The 20,948-nt window shown below is 48.2% G+C and carries 20 protein-coding genes; 7 read left to right on the top strand and 13 right to left on the bottom strand.

Going from position 1 to position 20,948, the window contains the following annotated elements; all coding sequences use genetic code 11:
• Positions 1-130: 130 nt before the first annotated feature.
• The 3 genes from HP570_RS12380 to HP570_RS12390 all read left to right on the top strand — a co-directional run bounded on the left by HP570_RS12380 (position 131) and on the right by HP570_RS12390 (position 1,978).
• Entirely contained in the window at positions 131-622 is a 492-nt protein-coding gene (locus tag HP570_RS12380) for an NUDIX hydrolase (protein WP_173625960.1), read from the top strand.
• An 18-nt stretch (positions 623-640) separates the two neighbouring features.
• Positions 641-1,093 carry a GNAT family N-acetyltransferase gene (locus HP570_RS12385; RefSeq protein ID WP_173625961.1) on the top strand — a complete coding sequence of 151 codons (453 nt, stop codon included), beginning with the start codon at positions 641-643 and terminating at the stop codon, positions 1,091-1,093.
• 84 nt (positions 1,094-1,177) lie between these two features.
• Positions 1,178-1,978 (top strand): VOC family protein, encoded by an 801-nt coding sequence (locus HP570_RS12390; RefSeq protein WP_173625962.1) that lies wholly within the window; start codon positions 1,178-1,180, stop codon positions 1,976-1,978.
• A gap of 61 nt (positions 1,979-2,039) precedes the next feature.
• On the opposite strand, the gene HP570_RS12395 is transcribed toward HP570_RS12390, so the two are convergent.
• The 3 genes from HP570_RS12395 to HP570_RS12405 are packed head-to-tail and all read right to left on the bottom strand — an operon-like array spanning position 2,040 to position 4,507.
• A complete protein-coding gene (locus tag HP570_RS12395) occupies positions 2,040-3,158 on the bottom strand; it encodes a YheC/YheD family endospore coat-associated protein (protein ID WP_173625963.1) in 1,119 nt (372 codons plus the stop codon).
• Positions 3,159-3,217: 59 nt separating this feature from the next.
• A complete protein-coding gene (locus HP570_RS12400; RefSeq protein ID WP_173625964.1) occupies positions 3,218-4,126 on the bottom strand; it encodes an RluA family pseudouridine synthase in 909 nt (302 codons plus the stop codon).
• Between the two features lie 33 nt (positions 4,127-4,159).
• Positions 4,160-4,507, bottom strand: a complete 348-nt coding sequence (locus HP570_RS12405; protein ID WP_173625965.1) for a thioredoxin family protein — start codon at positions 4,505-4,507, stop codon at positions 4,160-4,162.
• 151 nt (positions 4,508-4,658) lie between these two features.
• Between HP570_RS12405 and HP570_RS12410 the strand changes: the two genes are divergently transcribed.
• Together HP570_RS12410 and HP570_RS12415 are read left to right on the top strand one after the other, a co-directional pair.
• The gene (locus HP570_RS12410; protein WP_012686218.1) at positions 4,659-4,877 is read left to right on the top strand and encodes a hypothetical protein; all 219 of its coding nucleotides are present in this window, start codon (positions 4,659-4,661) and stop codon (positions 4,875-4,877) included.
• Between the two features lie 134 nt (positions 4,878-5,011).
• Positions 5,012-5,599, top strand: coding sequence for a class F sortase (locus tag HP570_RS12415; RefSeq protein WP_254495256.1), 588 nt, complete (start codon positions 5,012-5,014; stop codon positions 5,597-5,599).
• Between the two features lie 29 nt (positions 5,600-5,628).
• Here HP570_RS12415 and HP570_RS12420 read toward each other — a convergent pair whose 3' ends face one another.
• On the bottom strand, positions 5,629-6,516 hold the full coding sequence (locus HP570_RS12420; RefSeq protein ID WP_012686216.1) for a LysR family transcriptional regulator: 888 nt from the start codon (positions 6,514-6,516) through the stop codon (positions 5,629-5,631).
• 114 nt (positions 6,517-6,630) lie between these two features.
• On the opposite strand from HP570_RS12420, the gene leuC reads away from it, so the two are divergent.
• Both leuC and leuD read left to right on the top strand, forming a co-directional pair.
• The gene (gene leuC, locus HP570_RS12425) at positions 6,631-8,061 is read left to right on the top strand and encodes a 3-isopropylmalate dehydratase large subunit (RefSeq protein WP_173626149.1); all 1,431 of its coding nucleotides are present in this window, start codon (positions 6,631-6,633) and stop codon (positions 8,059-8,061) included.
• Complete coding sequence (leuD, locus tag HP570_RS12430; RefSeq protein ID WP_173625966.1) at positions 8,058-8,642, top strand: 3-isopropylmalate dehydratase small subunit; 585 nt, start codon at positions 8,058-8,060, stop codon at positions 8,640-8,642. The genes leuC and leuD overlap by 4 nt, the downstream gene beginning before the upstream one ends.
• A gap of 74 nt (positions 8,643-8,716) precedes the next feature.
• On the opposite strand, the gene HP570_RS12435 is transcribed toward leuD, so the two are convergent.
• From HP570_RS12435 to HP570_RS12475, 9 genes are all read right to left on the bottom strand, one after another.
• Positions 8,717-9,223: a GNAT family N-acetyltransferase gene (locus tag HP570_RS12435; RefSeq protein ID WP_173625967.1), complete on the bottom strand. Its 507-nt coding sequence runs from the start codon at positions 9,221-9,223 to the stop codon at positions 8,717-8,719.
• Positions 9,224-9,339: 116 nt separating this feature from the next.
• Positions 9,340-10,998, bottom strand: coding sequence for an AMP-binding protein (locus HP570_RS12440; protein WP_173625968.1), 1,659 nt, complete (start codon positions 10,996-10,998; stop codon positions 9,340-9,342).
• 136 nt (positions 10,999-11,134) lie between these two features.
• Positions 11,135-11,611 carry a hypothetical protein gene (locus HP570_RS12445; protein ID WP_012686211.1) on the bottom strand — a complete coding sequence of 159 codons (477 nt, stop codon included), beginning with the start codon at positions 11,609-11,611 and terminating at the stop codon, positions 11,135-11,137.
• A gap of 92 nt (positions 11,612-11,703) precedes the next feature.
• Complete coding sequence (locus HP570_RS12450) at positions 11,704-12,195, bottom strand: YajQ family cyclic di-GMP-binding protein (protein WP_012686210.1); 492 nt, start codon at positions 12,193-12,195, stop codon at positions 11,704-11,706.
• Between the two features lie 20 nt (positions 12,196-12,215).
• Positions 12,216-13,004, bottom strand: a complete 789-nt coding sequence (locus tag HP570_RS12455) for an SDR family oxidoreductase (RefSeq protein ID WP_173625969.1) — start codon at positions 13,002-13,004, stop codon at positions 12,216-12,218.
• A 124-nt stretch (positions 13,005-13,128) separates the two neighbouring features.
• Complete coding sequence (locus HP570_RS12460; RefSeq protein WP_173625970.1) at positions 13,129-16,224, bottom strand: efflux RND transporter permease subunit; 3,096 nt, start codon at positions 16,222-16,224, stop codon at positions 13,129-13,131.
• 4 nt (positions 16,225-16,228) lie between these two features.
• Positions 16,229-17,452 carry an efflux RND transporter periplasmic adaptor subunit gene (locus HP570_RS12465; RefSeq protein WP_087350245.1) on the bottom strand — a complete coding sequence of 408 codons (1,224 nt, stop codon included), beginning with the start codon at positions 17,450-17,452 and terminating at the stop codon, positions 16,229-16,231.
• Positions 17,453-17,699: 247 nt separating this feature from the next.
• Positions 17,700-19,559: an oligoendopeptidase F gene (gene pepF / locus HP570_RS12470; RefSeq protein ID WP_173625971.1), complete on the bottom strand. Its 1,860-nt coding sequence runs from the start codon at positions 19,557-19,559 to the stop codon at positions 17,700-17,702.
• A 96-nt stretch (positions 19,560-19,655) separates the two neighbouring features.
• Positions 19,656-20,942: a UDP-glucose dehydrogenase family protein gene (locus HP570_RS12475; protein ID WP_173625972.1), complete on the bottom strand. Its 1,287-nt coding sequence runs from the start codon at positions 20,940-20,942 to the stop codon at positions 19,656-19,658.
• Between the last annotated feature and the right edge of the window lie 6 nt (positions 20,943-20,948).

Genomic DNA, 20,948 nt, shown 5'->3' on the forward strand with positions numbered 1-20,948 from the left:
TCTTTTTGTTATTATAACGAAATAGTACGAAATTTCTCTCGAAAAACCAAATAAAAATAACTGCTGAATCCACACCTTTGATACAATGGTCGTTAAAGAAGTTGACTGTAACAAAAAGGAAAGTGATAACATGTATCGCTATACCATATGCTTTCTCAAACATAGAAATGGAATACTCATGCTAAATCGCAACAAATCACCGTTAATGGGGCTATGGAATGGCGTAGGCGGTAAGCTAGAGCACGGAGAGACTCCACTGGACAGTGTCCTTCGCGAGGTTCGGGAAGAGACGGGCATTTTGTTAGAAACCGCTTGCTACAAAGGAATTGTCTCTTGGCTAGTCGATGGAGTTGAAACGGGCGGTATGTATGCATTTCTCGCTCATCTTCCAGAAGACTACGAGCGCTCTCAAACCCCACAGGTCGTAGAAGAAGGTATACTTGACTGGAAAGAGCTAGCTTGGGTCTTGGACCCCGACAATGCTGGCGTCCCAGAAAACCTTCCCACGTTTTTACCTTACATGTTGGAAGAGGATGAACCTTGTCAGCATATCTTTACGTACGAAAATAGTCTGGTTGTCAACTACGAAACAGCTTCATTGCCAAAGCCAGTAACCACTTGAATCGGAGGAGAAACACGGATGGAATTTCGCAAGCTTGCAGCACAGGAACAACCACCAATGGATTTACTCTTTTTGGCTGACCCCTCTGTCAGATTGGTGAAAGATTATTTACAAAGAGGCCAATGCTATGTCGCTGTTTTGGAGGAGAGCATCGTAGGTGTCTACGTCTTGATACCAACCAGACCGGATACGATTGAGCTTGTGAATGTTGCCGTTGATGAGGCCCATCATGGCAAGGGCATTGGCAAAAAACTCGTTCTTCATTCCATTGAAGTAGCCAAATCTCTCGGTTATAAGACGATCGAGGTCGGCACAGGGAATTCTAGTGTGGATCAGCTCGCGCTTTATCAAAAGTGTGGATTTCGGATGAGTTGGATCGATCGGGACTTTTTCTTGCGGCATTATGAGGAAGAAATTTACGAAAACGGGATTCAAGTGGTAGATATGGTTCGCCTCTCTCAAGATATTTGAGATGATTGTCTAGAAACAGTGTGAACTGAATGAGTATACATAATTTATATTATGTTATCTTTGTATAGGAAAAGGTGATGCCAGATGATCACGCACTTTTCAAAATTAACCTTACAAACTGTGTCCATCCAAGGGGTACATCAGGTTTACGCAGACCGTCTCGGCTTTCCGATTTCATCTCAATCAGACAACCAGATTACGTTTCAAGTCACGCCCGATTTTCGTTTAACCTTTGTAGAAGTGTATGAACCGATATCCCCCGCCCATATTGCTTTTCAAGTACCTTATTCCCTGTTTCATGAATCAGCGAAAAAGATCAAAGAATCTGGTCTTTTGATTGTTCGGTGGGAGGATGGGCATGACATTGATGAGGAAAAAGGACGGCTGAACCTGTATTTCCGTGATGGTGACGGGAATCTTCTTGAGATTATTGCCCACGAGTATGTGTCAGAGGAGGTCGTCGAGCCATCCACTCCCCTGCACATTCTGTATTTACGGGAAGTGGGCTGTCCTGTGGAAAGTGTACCTGTTTTTACGCAATGGCTAAAATCGAATCTCAGCATGAAAACATACGAGGATGGCGATATTTTTAACTTCGTTATCGGCGGAACGGCACATATTGTAGCCACATGGAAAAACAGGCCTTGGATTCCCATTGCCATGAAAGCGTTGCCACCGAAAATGCACGTCACTTTTGGAACACCTGACCAAACGTTCCTACAAAAAGTGCGGAGGCGCTTTGAAAAAAGCAACGTCCTCTTCCACTCGGATGCTCAAGAGCTGACGTTCGTCAAGAAAGGATACTCGTTTTCGGTTATCCATACACCCGAATTCGCTCCTGACATCCCGAGCAAATTGCAATTACCGCTTTCTATCTCCACCTAGCAATACAGCGGCAGAAGAGGACTTCAGACGTTGTCCCTACTGCCGCTGTTCTGCTTTCACGCTATCCTCGGGCGACCTTTCTCTTCAAAAGTGGCTCGCGACCTTCGCGTCCTTGTGTTTTCGCAAGGTAGATGGCGTATTCAAGCGGGCGGGTAATGGCATTTTTGTACTGCCCCGTTGCCCCCATCTCCCGGAAAATTTCCCGCGCTGGCTTGGGATTCACTTCGATCAGCCAGGCGCGACCATCTACATCGATGCCAATATCCAGTCCAAATTCAACCATCCGTCCAAAATGATCCTCGAGTGTTTCCGCTGTTTGAAAAGCGAGCTGCTCGCAATCATGCACGATCTGCGCAGTACGCTCCTCCCCAAACCTCGGTCGGAGAAATACGGATACAGGGATAGCTCTTCCGCCGCCATGCAGATTAGAGGTGGCACTGCGTTCTGGACCCACGCGAATCCCATGACCTGTAATGCTCCATTCACCCTCCCCATTCTTTTGAATCAAGAGGCGCATGTCTACTGCCCGCGAAGGAACCAACTGCAATCGAAGCCCTTGCTGCACGATGTATTTCTCCTGTCTCGTCCAACGATCTACCCATCTCTGGGCGGCGGCTTTGTCTCTTACAACTGTGGATACTTTCGCCCTTTGCTTGTTACGACCGAGCAATCGAAGTTCATCGCCACGCTTTTCAATCGACAGGATGTTTCGTCCCCCTGTTCCATTGAGTGGCTTTACATAGAGCAACGGATGCTTGCCTAACATGTTCACCAGGCTTTGTCGGTTGTACAGGTGTGTCTCCGGAAGCCAGCGATGCATTCTCGGGTCCCGATGCAGCACCTCATGTACACGCCATTTGTTTGCCAAGCGATTGTTTGCATACAAAAAATTACTCGTCCGCCGAAAGGCCACATAGTTTTTAAACGCTTGTGTTGGTGTATAGCGGTATCGGTCGAATACAGCGTCTGGACGGTCAAATATTCTTGCTTGCCAGCCACCATTGCTCCCTGGGACATACCCTCTCACCTGCTTGCCAGATCCAAGGACATCGTTTGGTGAAAATAGGAAAGCGGTACAGCCCAGTTCTTGTCCAGCCTTGAGCAGTCGCCGAAAATAGGTTGGCTCTGCAAAGCGTTTGCCTTCCCGCCAAGTCAAGATGCCGATTATGGGTCGTTTCAAAAGACCACCCTCTCTCGTTTCCTCCTTGGCAGTTTATTCATTCCTTCGTCAAATGGCGATTATCTCAGCTTCTTTTCCAAGTGAAACAGATCGAGTGGCAACGGAGCTGTGACTTCGATGACTTCTCCCCCGAATGGATGCTCAAATTTGAGCACGGCTGCGTGCAGCGCTTGTCGCTTAATGAGTTCGCGCTTGCCACCATACAGTTCATCCCCTAAAAGTGGGTGCCCAATATAACTGAAGTGAACGCGAATTTGATGGGTTCTCCCCGTCTCCAATTGACATTCTACTTTCGTAGCTGTTTGAAAGCGTTCCTTCACCTGGTAATGGGTAATCGCTGGATCGCCGTTAGGTGTGACCCTTCTGCGCGTCCCATGATTCCGATCTTTTCCGATGGGTTCATTGATTTTCCCGCGCTCTTTGGGCATTTGTCCCGAAACATACGCGACATAGGTACGCTTGATTGTGCGCTCACGCAGCATTTCATCTAACAGGGCAGAGGCCCACGGATGCTTCGCGTACAGAACAACGCCTGACGTATCCTGATCCAGTCGATGGACATGTCGGACCTTGGCTTCCAAACCTGTACGGAAAAAGTGCCCCGACACGAGATGATCCAACGTCACATGATGGTAGCGTTCGGTCGGATGTAACAGAAGACCAACCGGCTTATTGACGATGAGCAAATGATCATCCTCGTACAAGATCTCCGGCGCTTCACTGGCCGGATCAAGCCCCAACGCCTCTGGCTTGCACATCCGCAGACGAATTTCCTGCCCTGCTTTACCTACAACATGCTGAGCGACAGGTTCCCCATCCAGTAGTACTTCTTTGTGTTGGAATAAAAGATGGACCTGCTTGCGAGGCAGCTTCCACTCTTCGCGCAGCAGGTTCCCAATCGGGATGGCATCATCTTTGTCTCGGAGGTGAGCCACGAGCCATTCCCCTTCTTTTTTCATGTATAACATTTCTGTCTATCTCCCTGTTCTATGTTCATGCAATTACGCTTGCTCGATTCCTTTACTGACTTGAATAGCACGATCCAGGAAATGCTCGATCTCCTCACGACTTTTTCCGAGCTTGCTGACGAATCGAACCAGTTCTTTTCCATTGTGGAACGCAATAAAGCTCGGAATCCCGAAGACATCGTACTTTTCGGACAGGTCCGGGAGAGTATCACGGTTGACTTCGATCATTTCCAGCTGTTCTTTGTATTTTTCCTCCACGGCAGGCATGAATGGATCAATGCGATGACAATCTGGGCACCAATCCGTGAAGAATTTGACGATGACTGGCTTGGTCGCTGCGATTACTTGTTCGAACTCAGCTTCTGTCTTAATTTCTCTCATGTTATCTTCCTCCCAGAATGATTTGGAAATAGTGTACCACAGGCGCGGGCTGTTTGGGACGTTTAGGAGAAACAATTGCCATCACTAACAAACGAGCAAACGGAAATCCTATCTCTTGTAACCCCAAAAAATTTCAAGGTAGGTGCTACTCATGAAGAAATTCGCTGCTTTGTTGATGGTTGCATGCTTGGTAACTACTGCAATTCCTGTGTCTGCCGCAACACATGACGGTCACAAAAAACACCACAAAGTACAAACAAAAGCGCATCATATGAAGACCAAGGCTCACCATATGAAAACCAAAGCACATAAAGGCAAAGCTCATATCAAGGCTCTGCCGAAAACTGGTATGGGTGGAGCAAGCAATTAAAAGGGGGATCTTCCCCCTTTTCTTTGCAACTTATGAAAAAACTTCTTGGGTCCCTTCTATTCATTAGTTTGGTTACAATTGGTTGCGGCCATACAACTCAACAACCTGTCGAAGCTCCTAAAATCGAAAGTACCATGCAAAAACCAGCAGGGCCCATCTATATCAAACAAACGGTTACCGTTTATGGTCCTTCGCTGCCACCTCAACCGACGTTCCTTCCTGCCCCTCCTCTTCCAGACGGAATCATGCCAACACTTCTACATATTCCGAAACTGAACCTGCAAGCTCGTGTAGAACCTGTCGGCGTTTTACCGAATGGGCAAATGGATGTCCCAAAGGCTTTTGATCGCGTGGGTATTTTGTCGCCATGGACAAAGCCCGGAATGAAGGGGAATGCAGTGATCGCCGGTCATTTTGATCATTATACGGGTCCAGCTGTTTTTTACCATCTGAAAAAACTAAAGCCCGGTGACAAAATCACCGTGCGTGAAGCAAAAGGAAAAACGCTTACCTTCCAAGTTCGCAGAGTAGAAAGCTTCCAGACGGCCGAAGCTCCCATCGATCAGATTTTTGGGAATGCAGAGCGCTCCCATCTGAATTTGATTACCTGCTCCGGTAAATTTAACAAGAAAACACAGGAGCACGCTCGCAGGCTCGTCGTCTTTTCCGAACTTGTTCAAGATACAAAGCTCCAAGATGAAAAACCCAGTGTTCGCAAATGAATGCGGCTACTGGGTTTTCTTGTTTGCCTTTATATTTTTCCACCCTGCTCGATGAGACATTGTACAAATGCCTCAGCCGGGCGTGACAACGGTTTGTCCTTCCGATACGCCACGACGAGTGTGCGAGAAGGTTTTGTTTTTATCCGCACATAAGTTGGAGGTTCGATCGTTCCGGGTGCGAGTGTAATCATCTTCGGTGCAAACGACAACCCCATGCCTGCTGCAACAAGTGACTGAGCTGTCTGGATGTTCGAGCTCTCAAACACAATTCGCGGTCGGAATCCCGCCTGCTCACATAGCCGAAGCGAAATCGTGCGGAAGCCTTGTCCTTCTTTTAACAGGATAAAAGGCTGATCGGCTACCTCTGCGAGATCGACTTCTTTTCGTTTCGCGAGCGGATGATTGGCTGGTACCGCCAAAAAGATTTCTTCGTTGATCGCAGGAATGATTTCCAGAGACGGATCACTGATGGGCATGGTTAATAGGCTGACATCAATTTTTCCCCGTACGAGCAGCTGCTCCAAATGACTCGACGTTTCCTCCATCAATTGCAGCTCAACGCCGGGAAATTGTTTGGTAAACGTAGGCAAAACCCTTGGCAACACGTAAGCCCCTGTGATCGGCAAGCTTCCTACAAGCAATTTACCGCTTTCTCCTACCGCATAAGCTCTCATTTCCCGCTCTAGTCCCTCTGACATGTCGACAAGCGTTTGCGCCACCTGTATAAAGCGCTGGCCTGCATCAGTCAGTTCTACGTGCTGCGGCAAGCGGTGGAACAAGCTGACACCGAGTATTTTCTCCAGCTTCGCAATTTGTTGACTCAACGACGGTTGGGCCAAATGTAATCGATTGGCTGCCCGGGAGAAACTGCGTTCTTCCGCAACAGCGAGTACATAACGAATTTGTCGTAACTCCATATTGACCTCCCCATAGGCAAAAACTATCCTTCTTATAATTATTATATCTTTGAACTATTCTCTTTGCCATGTTACAACCTTGTTAAGAGTTTTTGAACGAAGGAGGAAAACATGATGACAGCCCGTACAATGTTTGAAAAGATTTGGGACAGTCACGCTATTCACGAAGAGGCAGGCAAGCCGAGCCTTTTGTATATCGACCTGCACCTGGTTCACGAGGTGACTTCACCGCAAGCTTTCGAAGGACTACGCTTGGCTGGCCGCAAAGTACGCCGTCCAGAGCTTACCTTCGCAACGATGGACCACAATGTACCGACTGCTGACCGTTTTAATGTCAAAGACCCGATTTCTCGTCAACAAATGGAAACCTTGACGGCGAACTGTGAGGAGTTCGGGATCACACTCGCGGATCTGAACAGCCCAGATCAAGGGATCGTTCACGTCATTGGTCCTGAGCTCGGGCTCACACATCCAGGCAAAACAATCGTCTGCGGTGACAGCCACACCTCTACTCACGGAGCATTCGGTGCCCTCGCCTTCGGTATTGGTACCAGTGAAGTGGAGCATGTACTCGCGACACAATGCTTGCAGCAATCCAAACCAAAAACCATGGAAGTACGCGTAAACGGCGACCTGCCATTCGGTGTCAGTGCAAAAGATTTAATTTTGGCGATTATCGCAAAATACGGAACTGACTTTGCAACTGGCTACGTCGTAGAATACACAGGCGCTGCGATCCGCAACCTGACCATGGAAGAACGCATGACTGTGTGCAACATGACGATTGAAGGTGGCGCTCGTGCCGGCTTAATCGCTCCTGACCAGATTACGTTTGACTACCTGAAAGGCAAGCGATTCGTTCCACAAGGGGAAGATTTCCTTGCAGCTGTCGAAGCTTGGAAAGAGCTGTGCACGGACGAAGGCGCTGTGTTTGATGCCTGTGTAGAAATCGAGGCAGCCGAGATCGCACCGCAAGTGACGTGGGGAACGAGCCCTGGTATGGGTACGAATATTACGAGCACAGTTCCAAGCCCTGAGTCATTCGAGACAGTCGCACAGCGCAAAGCGGCACAGGATGCTCTGGCGTACATGGACCTTGCACCTGGCACTCCGATGAGCGAAATCAAAATCGATCGCGTCTTTATCGGCTCCTGTACAAACGGTCGGATCGAGGACTTGCGCAAAGCAGCCGAAGTGGCAAAAGGACGCAAGGTCTCCCCTTCCGTACACGCGATGGTCGTTCCTGGTTCTCAGGCAGTTAAGCAGCTCGCTGAACAAGAAGGCTTGCACCTCATTTTCCAAGAAGCTGGCTTTGATTGGCGCGAATCTGGTTGCTCCATGTGTCTGGCGATGAATCCGGATATCCTGTCCGAGGGTGAGCGTTGTGCTTCTACCTCTAACCGGAACTTCGAAGGACGTCAAGGACGCGGCGGACGGACACATCTGGTCAGCCCGGAAATGGCAGCAGCAGCAGCAATCGCAGGTCACTTCGTCGATGTTCGAGAATGGAAAAGCGAGAACGCTAGCAAGGAGGTCTTCCAATGAATCCATTTGTCATCCACACCGGAGTGGTAGCCCCACTCGATCGTGTAAACGTAGATACGGACGCAATAATCCCTAAGCAGTTCTTGAAGCGCATTGAGCGCAGCGGTTTTGGTCAATTCCTGTTCTACGAATGGCGCTTTACTGTCGATGGTGTGCCAATCGATTCGTTCATTCTGAATACGCCTGCGTACAAGGAGTCTACTGTCCTTCTTGCCCGCAACAATTTTGGCTGCGGCTCCTCCCGTGAGCATGCACCATGGGCACTCCTTGATTATGGTTTCCGCTGTGTGATTGCTCCATCCTTTGCGGACATTTTTTACAACAATTGCTTCAAAAACGGCATCCTGCCAATCAAGTTGAGCGAAGAGCAAGTCGATGAGCTGTTCAACCGTGCCGAAAGCAAGCCGAACTATCAATTGACCATCGATTTGCAAGAACAAGTCGTTCGTGACAATGAAGGTCTCTCCTACCCGTTCGAGGTAGATTCCTATCGTCGTTACTGCCTCCTGAATGGTCTCGACGATATTGGAATTACATTACAGTACGAAGATAAGATCGCTGCATACGAGGCAAGTCGTTAAGTTTCCCTCCATCGCATTGCGAATAGAAAAAGCGAAGGCATCCACTAATGAGTGCCTTCGCTTTTTCATGTTTTCTAAAGAAGAATATACATGTGGCTCTCATCAAAGTATTGATCGCCGTTTTTTAGTGCACGCTTTTCTAAACCATATGGAAGAAAGCCCATTTTCTCATAGAGACGAATGGCAGCCGGATTGGTCGTGACGACAGCGAGCTGTACCGTATCGATATCTCCCCGCTCCTTCAAGTAGGCTAGCTCTGCCTGCATAAGAGCTTTTGCGACACCGGTCCCGCGATACGCTTCACGAACGTACATGGAGACGATCGAAGCTTTGTGTCTCGCTTTCAGCCCTCTGTGGCGGAAAAAACCGATGATACCAGCCAGCTCTCCTTCCACAAATGCACCAAAATAACCGCTATCACCTGACTCCCCTTGAGAAAGTCTTTGCCGCCACTCTTCCATCGATACCTGCATTGCCTCTTCATAGGTAGAGCCGAATGCTTCTGGATCTGTTTGCAGCCCTTCCAGTCTAATCTTTACCAACTCTTCTGCATCGTCTGGTCCCAAAAATCTAACTTCCATGCTAGGCTGCACCTCTCCTATTTTGATTTCCACTTATCTTAGTCAAGAGTTGCTCGAAAGTAAAGAACTATCTAAAAAAAGCGCCAGGAGCATCTCCCTAGCGCTTGAACCTCATCCTATGCAGTTCCCGTCTGGTTTGGATTGTTTTGCCCAAACAGCTCCAGCGCTTGCTCCCGCAGCTTGAACTTTTGTATTTTACCGGAAGCGGTCATCGGGTATTCGTCTACAAACTGTATGTAGCGAGGGATTTTGTAATGAGCGATCTTCCCTTCGCAATAGTCCCGCACCTCATCCTCCGACAACGTTTCATGAGGCTTTACCCGAATGCACGCCAGCACCTGCTCGCCATATTTGACATCAGGTACCCCTATGATCTGGACGTCCAACACTTTTGGATGCGTATAGAGGAATTCTTCCACTTCACGGGGATAAATATTTTCCCCTCCGCGAATGATCATGTCTTTGAGCCTGCCGGTAATCCGATAGTAGCCTTCCTCATCTACGGTAGCCAAGTCTCCAGTATGTAGCCAGCCTTCGTGATCGATTGTCTTGACTGTCTCCTCTGGCATATTGTAATAGCCCTTCATGACCAAGTAGCCACGCGTGCACAGCTCACCTTGTACACCTGGCGGCAAAATGTCACCTGTCGCGGGATCGATGATTTTTGCTTCCACCTCTGCGTGCAGACGACCGACAGTCGATACTTTTCGCTCGAGAGAGTCCTCTGGGACGGTTTGTGTGATGACAGGAGAAGCTTCGGTTTGTCCGTACGCTATCGTAATGTCACGGATTCCCATTTGATCGACGACCTTCTTCATGACCTCAATCGGACATAAAGAACCAGCCATGATGCCTGTTCGCAGGGAGCTCAGGTCACGCTCGGCAAACGTCGGGTGGTTCAATTCCGAAATAAACATCGTGGGTACACCGTACAATGCTGTGCAGCGTTCGGCTTCCACAACCGCAAGGACCACACCAGGATCAAAGGCGATGACAGGAACCATCGTCGCACCTGTCGCCACACATGCCAAAGTCCCCATCACACAGCCAAAGCAGTGGAAAAACGGAACCGGAATGCACACCTTATCCGCTAACCCGAGCCGCTGACATTCCGCTACCTTGATGGCATTGTTGACGATATTGACATGCGACAGCATGACACCCTTTGGAAAGCCAGTCGTCCCGGATGTGTACTGCATATTGATGACATCATCTGGTGAGAGCGTCGCCTGGCGCGCCATCCGCTCTTCTTCCGTGACCCATGTAGCACGTTCGAGCAAATCACTCCACAAAAACATTCCGGGTTGTTGCTCATCCCCTAGATAGATCACATTTTTTAAATGCGGAAGCCTTTTGGATTGAAGCGCTCCAGGTTCACAGGTCTGCAATTCCGGGCAAATCTCTTGAATCATGGCGAGATAATTCGCATCGCGATAGGAATCCATTAAGAGAAGCGTCGTCGACTCTGATTGACGTAGCAAATATTCCAGTTCATGTACCCGGTAGCTCGTATTGACCGTTACCAGTACACCGCCCATTTTCGCTGTGGCAAATTGTGATATCACCCATTCAGGCACATTGGTTGCCCAAATCGCGATATTTTCCCCTTTTTGAATCCCAAGAGACATAAATCCTCGCGCTGCTTGATTGCATATCGCTTGAAATTCTCCAAACGTATAGCGAAGCCCTCGCTCGTGATAAACCAGCGCTTCCTTTTTCTGATACTTACTGGCTGTGTCGTCTAACATGTTGCCGATTGTGGTCATATGAATCATACAAGCACCCCCCAAAACATTCAGACTATTCTGTAGGATTCTTCTTTTTCACCACAATCCCTTCTTTTTCCATTACGCTCCTTCTTTTCCTTCCTCCCAAAAAGAAAAGCGTCCCTTATCTGGAACGCGATCTGTTTTACTTCACAACGATTTTTTTCGTAGTCTCTATCTTGTATGGCAGATGGTTGCTGTAGTTGAGCTCTACGCGAATTTCATGCTCTCCCTTGGGCAACTTTTTCAGCAAAAACTCTGGTTGATAAATCATCCCTTTTGGTTCGCCATTCAGGTATAGATGTGCGTGTCCCTCTCCAAAGACTGGGGCCTCGGCCAATTCGCCATTATCCTGGACGAACGTGAAGTTCTGTGTTAGCAAGGATACCTCTGCCGTTGTCCCATCCACCTTGACCTCCATATTCACCGCCGGCTTTTCTGCCCCTGCTGGCTGGTTCATGGGAGCGCTCGCTGTAACAGCGGCAGCTGGATCCGATGGTCGATAAGAGTCCGAGACGCTCAGAGGGTCTTTGACCAGAAGTACGATGCCCGCCACCAGTACTACAAGGAAAACAATTCCGCCCAAAATGAGATTGCGCATACTGATAATAAAGACCTTCATGTCTCTACTCTCCCTTTCGCAAGTGCTTGTCACTTATTTGTACATGCATATGCGAGAATGAAGAGAGTTAGAAGTAAAAACTTTTCTAGTAGTTATCGATAGTTAATAAATTGTACTTCCAAAGGCAGATCAGCCTTGCGAATTGCATTGATAATTTGCTGTAATTCATCTTTGCTTTTTCCCGTCACGCGAATTTGATCGTCTTGAATCTGTGTTTTCACTTTGAGTCCTGTATCTTTGATGATGCTGTTGATCTTTTTCGCATTGTCTTTGTCGATCCCCTGCACCAGCTTGGCACGCTGACGGACAGTACCACCCGCTGCCGGTTCTATTTTGCCGTAGTCGAGGTTTTTGATCGGGACATCCCGTTTGACGAGCTTCCCAAGCAAAATGTCCTTTACCTGACTGAGCTTGAAGTCGTCATCGGAGACGAGGACAAGCTCTTCCTTTTCCAAGGAGATGCTGCTCTTGCTCCCTTTGAAGTCAAAGCGATTTTCTATTTCTTTTAATGCGGTCTGAATCGCATTGTTCACTTCGGCCAACTCTACCTTGGACACGATATCAAATGAGCTCTCTTTACTCAAAGGAATTCCCCTCTCTTTTATTAGATCGCGCGGATCAAGCCACCGTCGATGAGGAAGGATTGACCTGTCACGTAGCTGTTTGCAGGCGAAGCCAAGAACGTTACCATACGAGCAAACTCGTCAGGCTGACCGTATCTGCCCAATGGGATTTGCTTCTCCCAATTTTCCCTAACTTCATCTGCACTGATGCTCTTCGCCTCTGCGGTAAGTCCATCCAATTGTGCCACCCGATCCGTCGCAATTCTGCCCGGCCCGATGGTGTTAATCAGAATCCCATCTGGTCCGAGTTCTGACGAAAGCGTCTTGGAAAGGCCCAATACTCCAGTACGAAACGTATTGGACAGAATCAAATTCTCAATTGGCTGTTTAAAGGACGAGGAGGCAAAGTTGATGATTCTGCCAAACTGGTTCGCTCGCATATGCGGCAAAACAGCACGAATGGCACGTACATAGCTAAGCAAATTTAGCTGGAAGGCTTGCATCCACTGCTCGTCGGTGAGCTGATCGAATCTGCCTGTTGCAGGCCCACCTGAATTGTTAATTAATATATCGACGCTGCCAAAATGCTTGACCGTTTCTTCGACAACTCGCTTGATATCTTCTTCCTTTGTCACATCCACTATTACGGCAAGAGGTGATTTTCCAGTAGCCTGTTCGATCTCTGCACGAACGATTTCCAGAGCAGCTTCATCTCTACCGCATATCGTGACATTCGCTCCTTCTTGGGCGAGGCACTGCGCTGTTGCCTTCCCCAATCCTTTTGACGAGGCGAGTACCAGAGCCGCTTTTCCTTGCAAAAATAGATCCATATGCATGCTCCTTTCATGGTTCACTCATGTATGTATCTTGATCTCTTTATTCTACAGAACTTTCAGATGAAGGAAAAGCAAAAGAGAAGGGGTACAGCATATGCTCCCCTTCTCTTGCAAATCACTATACCTCTGTCGGAGGTACGTTCTTGTCTTTGTTTTGTTTTGCCTCTCGTTTTGCTTCGCGCTTCGCTTGACGAGCCTCTTTTCTTGCCAGTCTTTTTGCCTTCGCCCCCTCAAAAAGGGAGTACAGGACAGGAACGAGTACTAGTGTTACGACCGTGTGAAAAATCAAGCCGGAGATAACGGCTGTTGCAAGTGGCGCTTCCAAATCTGAGCCTTCCGCCATGGCAAGACCCATCGGCAGCATCCCGAGAATCGCCGTCAGCTTTGTCATAATAACGGGACGAATACGTTCCTTCGTTCCTTGGATAATCGCCTCTGCGGTTTCCATTCCACGTTTGCGCAGCAGGTTGATCCTATCGATCAAGAGGATCGCGTTGGATACGACGATACCGACAAGCATGATAATCCCGATCATCGCCATTTCACCGAATGTCCGCTGTGTAAGGACGAAGCCAAGCACAACACCGACCAAGGCCATTGGAATGGTCAGCATGATGATAAACGGCTGAGACATCCGCCCGAACTGGGCAACCATGATGACGTAAATCAGAGCCAGAACACCTAAGAATACGAATATCCCTTGACTCATGTTCGTGCTTTGCTCTTTCAATTTACCGGCGATTTCCACTTTATAACCCGCTGGAACAGGCACGTTTGGCAATTTCTCAGCAATCTCACGGCCTACTGCCCCTAGTTCACTTCCCAGCATCTCGGCAGAAACCGTCACGATGCGTTCTCCTTCTTTACGCTCAATCGTAATCGGAGACTTACTGTACTCCATCACCACCAGATCTGCCAAAGGCACTGCTGCCCCGTCTTTCGATGTAACCGTAATCGTTTTGAGCTGATCTGGGTGCTTCAGCCAGTTGTCCGGCATCTTGGCAACGACGTCTACTTCAATTCCATCTTGTGTGATCGACGTAATGTGTTGGCTGCCGATTAACACGCTCATTTGTTGCAAAAGTGAACGGTGATCGACATTCAGTCTAGTAAGCGCATCTTGTTTTGGCAGCAACGTAACTTTTTCTTTTCCTTCTTTAAAATCGTTGCGAATGTTGGTGAGCCCGTTGATCGTGCCAAGCATCGCTTCCAGATCGGTTGCGACCTTCCGCATGACCTCCATGTCATCCCCGTAAACATCCAGTTGGATCGGACCGCTTCCGCCTTGTTGTCCGAAAGACATGGAGACGGATTCGATTCCTGGGGTCTCATTCAGGCGCTTATTAATATCCTCGTTCAAAGCGTCCTTATCACGTGTTCTGTCCGTCTTCGGAATTAAGGAAATGAACAATGTTGCTTCTTCCTTGGAAGTAAAGAAGAATACATCCTTTATCTCCGGGATCTCCCGCAGCGATGTTTCCGCGGTGATGGCTGCTTTTTGAGCTGTTTCCAACTTAGAACCGATTGGCATCTTCATATTGACAAAAACAATATTCTCGTTGGCGTTAATTCCTTGACCCATTTTCATAAAAGGTGTGAGGAAAGCGGAACCAACCAGCAATGCAATCGCAAGTAAAACCGTTTTTACCCGATGTCTAATCGCTACTTGTAAAATACCGCTGAATACGCGAATGATAAGGTGTTCCTTGCCTTCTCCTTCTAACGAAACATGCTTATCCTTTTGCAAGAAGCGATTGGAAAACACGGGAACGAAGAAGTAAGCAGCGATCGTCGATGAAATAATGGCAGCGGAAACCGTAAAGGCAATTGTGGCCAAAACCGGTTTCAGCCAATCTTCAAAATCCGCAAAGACAAGTGGCAAAAAGACGATGATGATCGTGAGCTGCGAGGTGAACACAGGTGTCAAAACTTCTCTTGTACCTTTAATAATAGCCTGCTTCAGCTCTTCGCCCTTTTCCCGGTAGTGATAGATACTTTCCAATACGACGATGGCGGCATCGACGATCAAGCCAACTGACAAGCTCAGCGACAGCAAGCTGATCATATCAATGTTGTAGCCTGCGAGTTTCATCGCGATGAACGTCATGAACGCAGAGAGCGGCAGCGTCGTAGCGATGACGAGTGTGACCCTCCAGTTGCGAAGGAAGACGAACAAGATGATGATCGCAAGTGCCCCACCAATCATGACATCCCGGCTGAGGTTGCTCACCGCATGCTCGACAAAGGAAGCTCCTTCGAACATGACTTTGATTGTGTATTTGCCGTTTGCTTCTGTGTTCATTTTGTGAACGACTTCTTCTACACTCTTTTGTGTCGTGATCAAGTCATAGCCGTCTGCCCGCGTCACGCTGAGTTGAATAAACACGGAACCGTTTGTCAGGGCGACGTAGTCTTTCACTTTTCCACGCAAATCTTCAATTTGTGCCAATTGGTTCAGAGAAACGGTTCCTTTCGGTGTATCAATTGGCAGTGCCTCTATCTCCTGCGGAGTCTGATAAGTATTGTCAATCATGACAACCGTATCAAAACCCGTGTTCTCCAGTGTACCAATCCCTTGCTTCCAGTTTGTATCCTGAAGCTGTGAAATGATAGCCGCTGGCGTTGTTTGATAGGCATTCAATCTCTGTGGCAAAAAGGATATGTTAATTTTATTCTCGAAGCTTTTCTCTTCTACGATTACTTCCTTGACTCCCTCGACTTCTTCAATGCGATCTTTGATCGACGTTTTTGCCAAGCTTAGCATGGTCTTCGGCTCTGCTCCCACGACGGCAAAATCAATCATTTGATCGCTACCCATATTGCTCTGAAAGATGTCTACAGTGTTAACGGCTTTCGGAAAACCATTTCGGAGACGGTTAACGGCATTTTGTACATCTTGCTTAACCTGCTCGCCTTTTCCTTCATTTGCAGAAATATTGATTCTAACGTGACCTGCACTTGTTGAAGAAGAGTATTTTTTAATATCATTAATCGACTTTAGTTCTTGCTCTATTTTCTTCGTTACTTTTTCTTCCATCTCTTCTGGTGGAAGTGCACCACCGGAAATTCTTACGTTAATATCAGGGAAATTCGTCTTTGGAACCAATTCGACATTAAAACTGAATAAGGAACCCAAACCTGCAATGACGAGCAAAAATGTAAACAAGTAGACGATTAGCTGTCTTTTCAGCAAAAAGAGAATCACTTTGTTCATGCAACTATTCTCCCTTCGCCTCTACTTTTTGCCCTTCGACGTAGAATGTAATTCCACTGCGCAGGAGTTGGTCGCCTTCTTTCACTCCAGATACGATTTCGATGGAGTCTCCGACCAATTGACCGGTCTTCACTGGTTTTTTTACTGTCAGTCCATTCTCTACTGCCATTACGTAATGGTCGGTTTGACTCACGCCGACACTTTCCAGCGGCACGAGGAAGCCATTCACTTGGCGCGGCACCTCAATTGTCGCGGCCATTCCTCCACGCCAGTACCCATCTGCATTCGGAATCGTGATCTCGACGCGGTACTTCCCTGTATCCTTGTTCACAACTGGAGAGATAAATGCAATGGTCCCTTCACTTTTCTTACCATCGTCTGCCAAAGCCTGCACCTTCGTTTTCTCACGGAATTGGCCGATTAATTCATTGGAGACATCCAAGGTTACCTTTACATCGGACAGGTCAACAATACGAATAATTTCTTGACCTGGAGAAGCCTGCTCTCCGATTTGCAGCCTTACATCCACGACTGTTCCCGCAAATGGCGCCTGAATTTTCGCATCATCCAAGCTCTTCTTCGCGCGGTCTACACCACCAGCAGCAGCTTTAATCGATGCATTGGCGACCATGACATCTTCCGGCTCCGCTCCTTTTTGCAGCTCATTCAGAGACAGCTGAGCGTCACGCAGTGTAATCTCTGCTTGCGTAACGGCCCGTTTACTCGCATTTATTTCGTTTTGCGAAATGGCTCCACCAGCAAACAGCTTCTCACTTGTTGCGAGGTCCTGCTTTGCTTTATCCAGACTGTCTTGCGCACTTTTTACCTGCAAGCGCTTCTGCTCTAGTGCTTCTGCTGTCGCGCCCTTTAACGTCTTGATTTTCCGCGCTGCTGCTTCCTCTACCTGCCCCTGTGCTGCTGCAATTTCTTTTTGGGTGTAACGCGTATCCAATGTGGCCAATAGCTGTCCTTGGGCGATTTTTGCTCCTTTGGTCGCGGAGATTGCTGAGATCGTTCCGCCTGTACCAAATGACAGTACCGCGTCCCGCTTGGCTTCCACCATCCCTGTGACTGCGAGCATCACTGGCTTTGTTGCCTTTTGGACCTTTACAACCTCTACTACCTTCGCCTTTGCCTCTGTCTGCTGCGGTGCCTCTGGTGCTGGTGCTGAACAACCAGCAGCGACCAACATGACCGAAGCCAGAATAATGGATGCCCGTTTTTTCACTAGAATTCCTCCAAATTTTCACAATCATTCCTCATGGCGTAATTGTGCCAGTTTTTACCTCTGCTGCAAAACAGTCAGCGGGTGGAAATTTATCTCCGTCCCAAGACGGATAACAATACCGAACAGCGCATAAATAGATACGCAACAAAACTGGGAAAGTTACCTTTTATTGGACGATCCTGAGGGAAAATTCACAAAAAAAGCAGCCAAGTCATAGACTTGAACTGCCTTTTGGATTTGATCCACGTTATTGTTCGACCAGCTGTTCCAGTTCTTCGAGCAATTCCTTGAAGACACTCAATGCTTCTGCAATCGGCGTTGGCGAGGTCATGTCTACGCCTGCGCCCTTGAGCAGATTGAGTGGATAATCTGAACTGCCGCCCTTGAGGAACTGCAAGTAACGATCCACGGCAGGCTGACCTTCCTCCAAAATCTGCTTGGAAAGAGACGTCGCGGCCGAGAAGCCAGTCGCGTACTTATATACATAGAATCCGCGATAGAAATGAGGGATCCGCGCCCATTCCAGATCAACTTCGCTGTCTACGACCATATCTGGACCATGATAGGCAACATTGAGCTCACGGTAAATCGTACTGAGAGATTCGGCTGTCAGCGGCTCTCCCTGCTCTTCTTTTGCATGCACAATTTTCTCAAACTCGGCAAACATGGTTTGACGGAATACCGTTCCACGGAACTGCTCCAGATAATGATTAATCAAGTACATGCGCTGTTTCTTGTCTGTCGTTGTCTCGAGCAAATGATTCATCAGAAGTGCTTCGTTCAATGTGGAAGCTACTTCTGCTACGAAAATCTTGTAATCGGCATACGTGTAAGGCTGTGCGTGATTGGAATAGTAGCTATGCAAAGCATGCCCCATCTCATGCGCCAGTGTAAACATGTTGTTGACGTTGTCCTGATAGTTCATAAGGACAAACGGATGTGATGTGTAGGCGCCCCATGAATAGGCTCCGCTTGTTTTTCCTTCGTTTTCATGCACATCGATCCACCCGTTGGAAAAGCCCTCATCCAAAATGCGACCGTACTCCTCACCTAGTGGATGAAGTGCTTCTTTAATCGTTGAGACGGCCTGGTCATACGGAATTTTCATGTCCGTCTCAGGTACGATCGGCACATACAAATCGTACATGTGCAATTCATCTAAGCCCAATAATTTTTTGCGCAAAGCAATGTAGCGGTGCATGAGCGGAAGATGCTCGTGGATCGTTGCAATTAGGTTATCGTACACAGGGAGCTCCACATTATCGGCAAACAAGGCTGCGTACAGGGCAGACGGATATTTTCTCGTACGTGCGTAGAAAACATCCCCTTTGATGGCAGATGTCAGCGAGGCTGCGATCGTATTGCGGAACTTGCCATACGTACTGTACAATGCCTCGAATGCTTCTTTGCGCACGCGTCGGTCCTTGCTTTCCATGAACTGCGTATAGCGTCCCTTGGTTAGCTCGACTTCCTCGCCGTTTTCATCCGTGATCATCGGAAATTTCATGTCAGCGTTGTTGAGCATCCCAAAAATTTTGGAAGGAGAGGAAGCAAGCTCACTCATGTTTGCCAGTAATGCTTCTTCCTCGGCGGATAGCGTATGTGGCTTAAAGCGAGTAATCTCATCCAACAAAATGCGATAGTGATCAAGACCCTCTACTTCTTTGATCCACGTCTGCAAGTCTTCCGTCGGAATCGCCAAAATCTCCGGCTGTATGTACGAAATGGAGCCGTATACTTGCGTGCTCAGGCTAGTCGCTCTGTCAGTCAACCCTTGATACTGGCTATTCGCATTGTCTTCGTCTCGACGCATACGTGCATAGACGTACACTTGGTCAAGCGTCTTCAACAATTCATCTTGCAGAGTCAACACGGCCAGCAGCTGTTTACCGGAAGTAGCCAGAGAGCCTTTCATTGCTGCGATTTTTTCTGTGAGCTGTTTTACTTTTTGAACGTCCGCTTCCCAATCATTATCCGTGGGATACATGTCCTCAAGACGCCATTTGTATTCAGCGGGGACGTCACTGCGTTTCGGCAGTGTTTTGCTTTTATTCACCGTGATCACTCCCTCGTTATTCATGTAAGATGAAATGGTCAAATCATCCATATGTGTATCCTATCGTATTATGCCTACAGGTTCAAATCAATCAGCCGCTTTCACGTTTTCCATAGAAAAAAGCCGAGCTTTCCCGAAATGGAAAAGTCAGCTTCTCCCTACACCGATATAGTGAAAGCCTGCTTCCTTTACCTCCTGGTTCGGCCAGGCATTTCGTCCGTCTACCAAGAGCGGCTGTGCCATGCTTTGATAAACCTGCTTCCAATCCAGTTGCACACACTGTTCCCATTCTGTGACCAATAAGGCGGCGTGTGCTCCCTCGCATGCTTCTGCTGCGGATTGCGTATACGTGATCTGTGGAAACTGCTTACTGACACCAGATACCCCAATCGGATCGAACGCCTTCACGGAAGCACCTTTTTGCAGGAGTGCTTCTATCAATTTGAGCGATGGCGCTTCGCGGATGTCATCCGTATCCGGCTTAAACGTCAACCCCAGAACGGCAATTTGTTTGCCTTTCAGATCAGGGAGTTGCAAGCACAGCTCCTCCAAAAACCAGGCAGGCTGCGTCGCATTCACCTCTCGCACTTTATCCAAAATGCTTAAGTGAATATTGTGCTCTGCTGCGAGCTGCAATAGCGCAATCGTATCCTTCGGAAAACAGGAGCCGCCATAGCCTACTCCTGCCCGTAAAAATTGCGGACCGATTCGGCTGTCTAGCCCCATTCCTCGCGCGATCGTCACGATATCCGTCCCGAGCGCAGTACTCAACCGTGCTAGCTCATTCATGAAGGAGATTCTCGTGGCCAAAAATGCATTGGAAGCGTATTTGATCAGCTCTGCGTTTGCTCTGCTGGTGATTACTCGCGGTGCCTTCACACCGTTGTACAGTTCCTCCATGCGGGCCGCTGCCTGAGGATTATCTACACCAATGACGATTCGCGAAGGCTCCAGTGCGTCTATTAATGCGCTCCCTTCCCGTAAAAACTCCGGGTTGGATGCAACAGATACCCCTTGACAGCCAGCCAGCATCCCCGCTACTTTTTCGCCAGTTCCGACTGGTACGGTACTCTTGATTACCACGATGCGTTCTTGCGGTGCGAGCGAATGGACCTTTTCTATGTCAGAAACAGCACCGAGTAAATACGTTAAATCGGCTGTGCCGTCTACTGCTTCAGGTGTCCCTACACAAATGAAAAAAATCTCAGCTTCCTTCGCTTCCGTCAGGTCCGTATAAAATGCAAGCGCACCATCATCCAATACTTTTTTCAATGCCTCATCCAAGCCCGGCTCGTAAATCGGCGAGATCCCTTGGCGCAATTTTTCTACTTTGGATGCATCGAGGTCAATACCCGTCACCTGATGACCGTTCATGGCAAGGGAAACAGCAGTTGTCAAACCTACATAACCGGTCCCAATAACGGCAACTTTCATTCCTTC

Source organism: Brevibacillus sp. RS1.1 (assembly GCF_013284365.1).
GTDB classification, from domain to species: Bacteria; Bacillota; Bacilli; order Brevibacillales; family Brevibacillaceae; genus Brevibacillus; species Brevibacillus brevis_D.

Excerpts from the sequence above, each read along its gene's own strand:
- HP570_RS12410 (WP_012686218.1), top strand. The coding sequence starts at position 4,659 with ATGAAGAAATTCGCTGCTTTGTTGATGGTTGCATGCTTGGTAACTACT.
- HP570_RS12475 (WP_173625972.1), bottom strand. The coding sequence starts at position 20,942 with ATGAAAGTTGCCGTTATTGGGACCGGTTATGTAGGTTTGACAACTGCT.
- HP570_RS12405 (WP_173625965.1), bottom strand. The coding sequence starts at position 4,507 with ATGAGAGAAATTAAGACAGAAGCTGAGTTCGAACAAGTAATCGCAGCG.
- HP570_RS12400 (WP_173625964.1), bottom strand. The coding sequence starts at position 4,126 with ATGTTATACATGAAAAAAGAAGGGGAATGGCTCGTGGCTCACCTCCGA.
- HP570_RS12415 (WP_254495256.1), top strand. The coding sequence starts at position 5,012 with ATGCAAAAACCAGCAGGGCCCATCTATATCAAACAAACGGTTACCGTT.
- pepF (WP_173625971.1), bottom strand. The coding sequence starts at position 19,559 with ATGGATGATTTGACCATTTCATCTTACATGAATAACGAGGGAGTGATC.
- leuD (WP_173625966.1), top strand. The coding sequence starts at position 8,058 with ATGAATCCATTTGTCATCCACACCGGAGTGGTAGCCCCACTCGATCGT.
- HP570_RS12440 (WP_173625968.1), bottom strand. The coding sequence starts at position 10,998 with ATGATTCATATGACCACAATCGGCAACATGTTAGACGACACAGCCAGT.
- leuC (WP_173626149.1), top strand. The coding sequence starts at position 6,631 with ATGACAGCCCGTACAATGTTTGAAAAGATTTGGGACAGTCACGCTATT.
- HP570_RS12435 (WP_173625967.1), bottom strand. The coding sequence starts at position 9,223 with ATGGAAGTTAGATTTTTGGGACCAGACGATGCAGAAGAGTTGGTAAAG.
- HP570_RS12390 (WP_173625962.1), top strand. The coding sequence starts at position 1,178 with ATGATCACGCACTTTTCAAAATTAACCTTACAAACTGTGTCCATCCAA.
- HP570_RS12460 (WP_173625970.1), bottom strand. The coding sequence starts at position 16,224 with ATGAACAAAGTGATTCTCTTTTTGCTGAAAAGACAGCTAATCGTCTAC.
- HP570_RS12420 (WP_012686216.1), bottom strand. The coding sequence starts at position 6,516 with ATGGAGTTACGACAAATTCGTTATGTACTCGCTGTTGCGGAAGAACGC.
- HP570_RS12385 (WP_173625961.1), top strand. The coding sequence starts at position 641 with ATGGAATTTCGCAAGCTTGCAGCACAGGAACAACCACCAATGGATTTA.
- HP570_RS12445 (WP_012686211.1), bottom strand. The coding sequence starts at position 11,611 with ATGAAGGTCTTTATTATCAGTATGCGCAATCTCATTTTGGGCGGAATT.
- HP570_RS12455 (WP_173625969.1), bottom strand. The coding sequence starts at position 13,004 with ATGGATCTATTTTTGCAAGGAAAAGCGGCTCTGGTACTCGCCTCGTCA.
- HP570_RS12380 (WP_173625960.1), top strand. The coding sequence starts at position 131 with ATGTATCGCTATACCATATGCTTTCTCAAACATAGAAATGGAATACTC.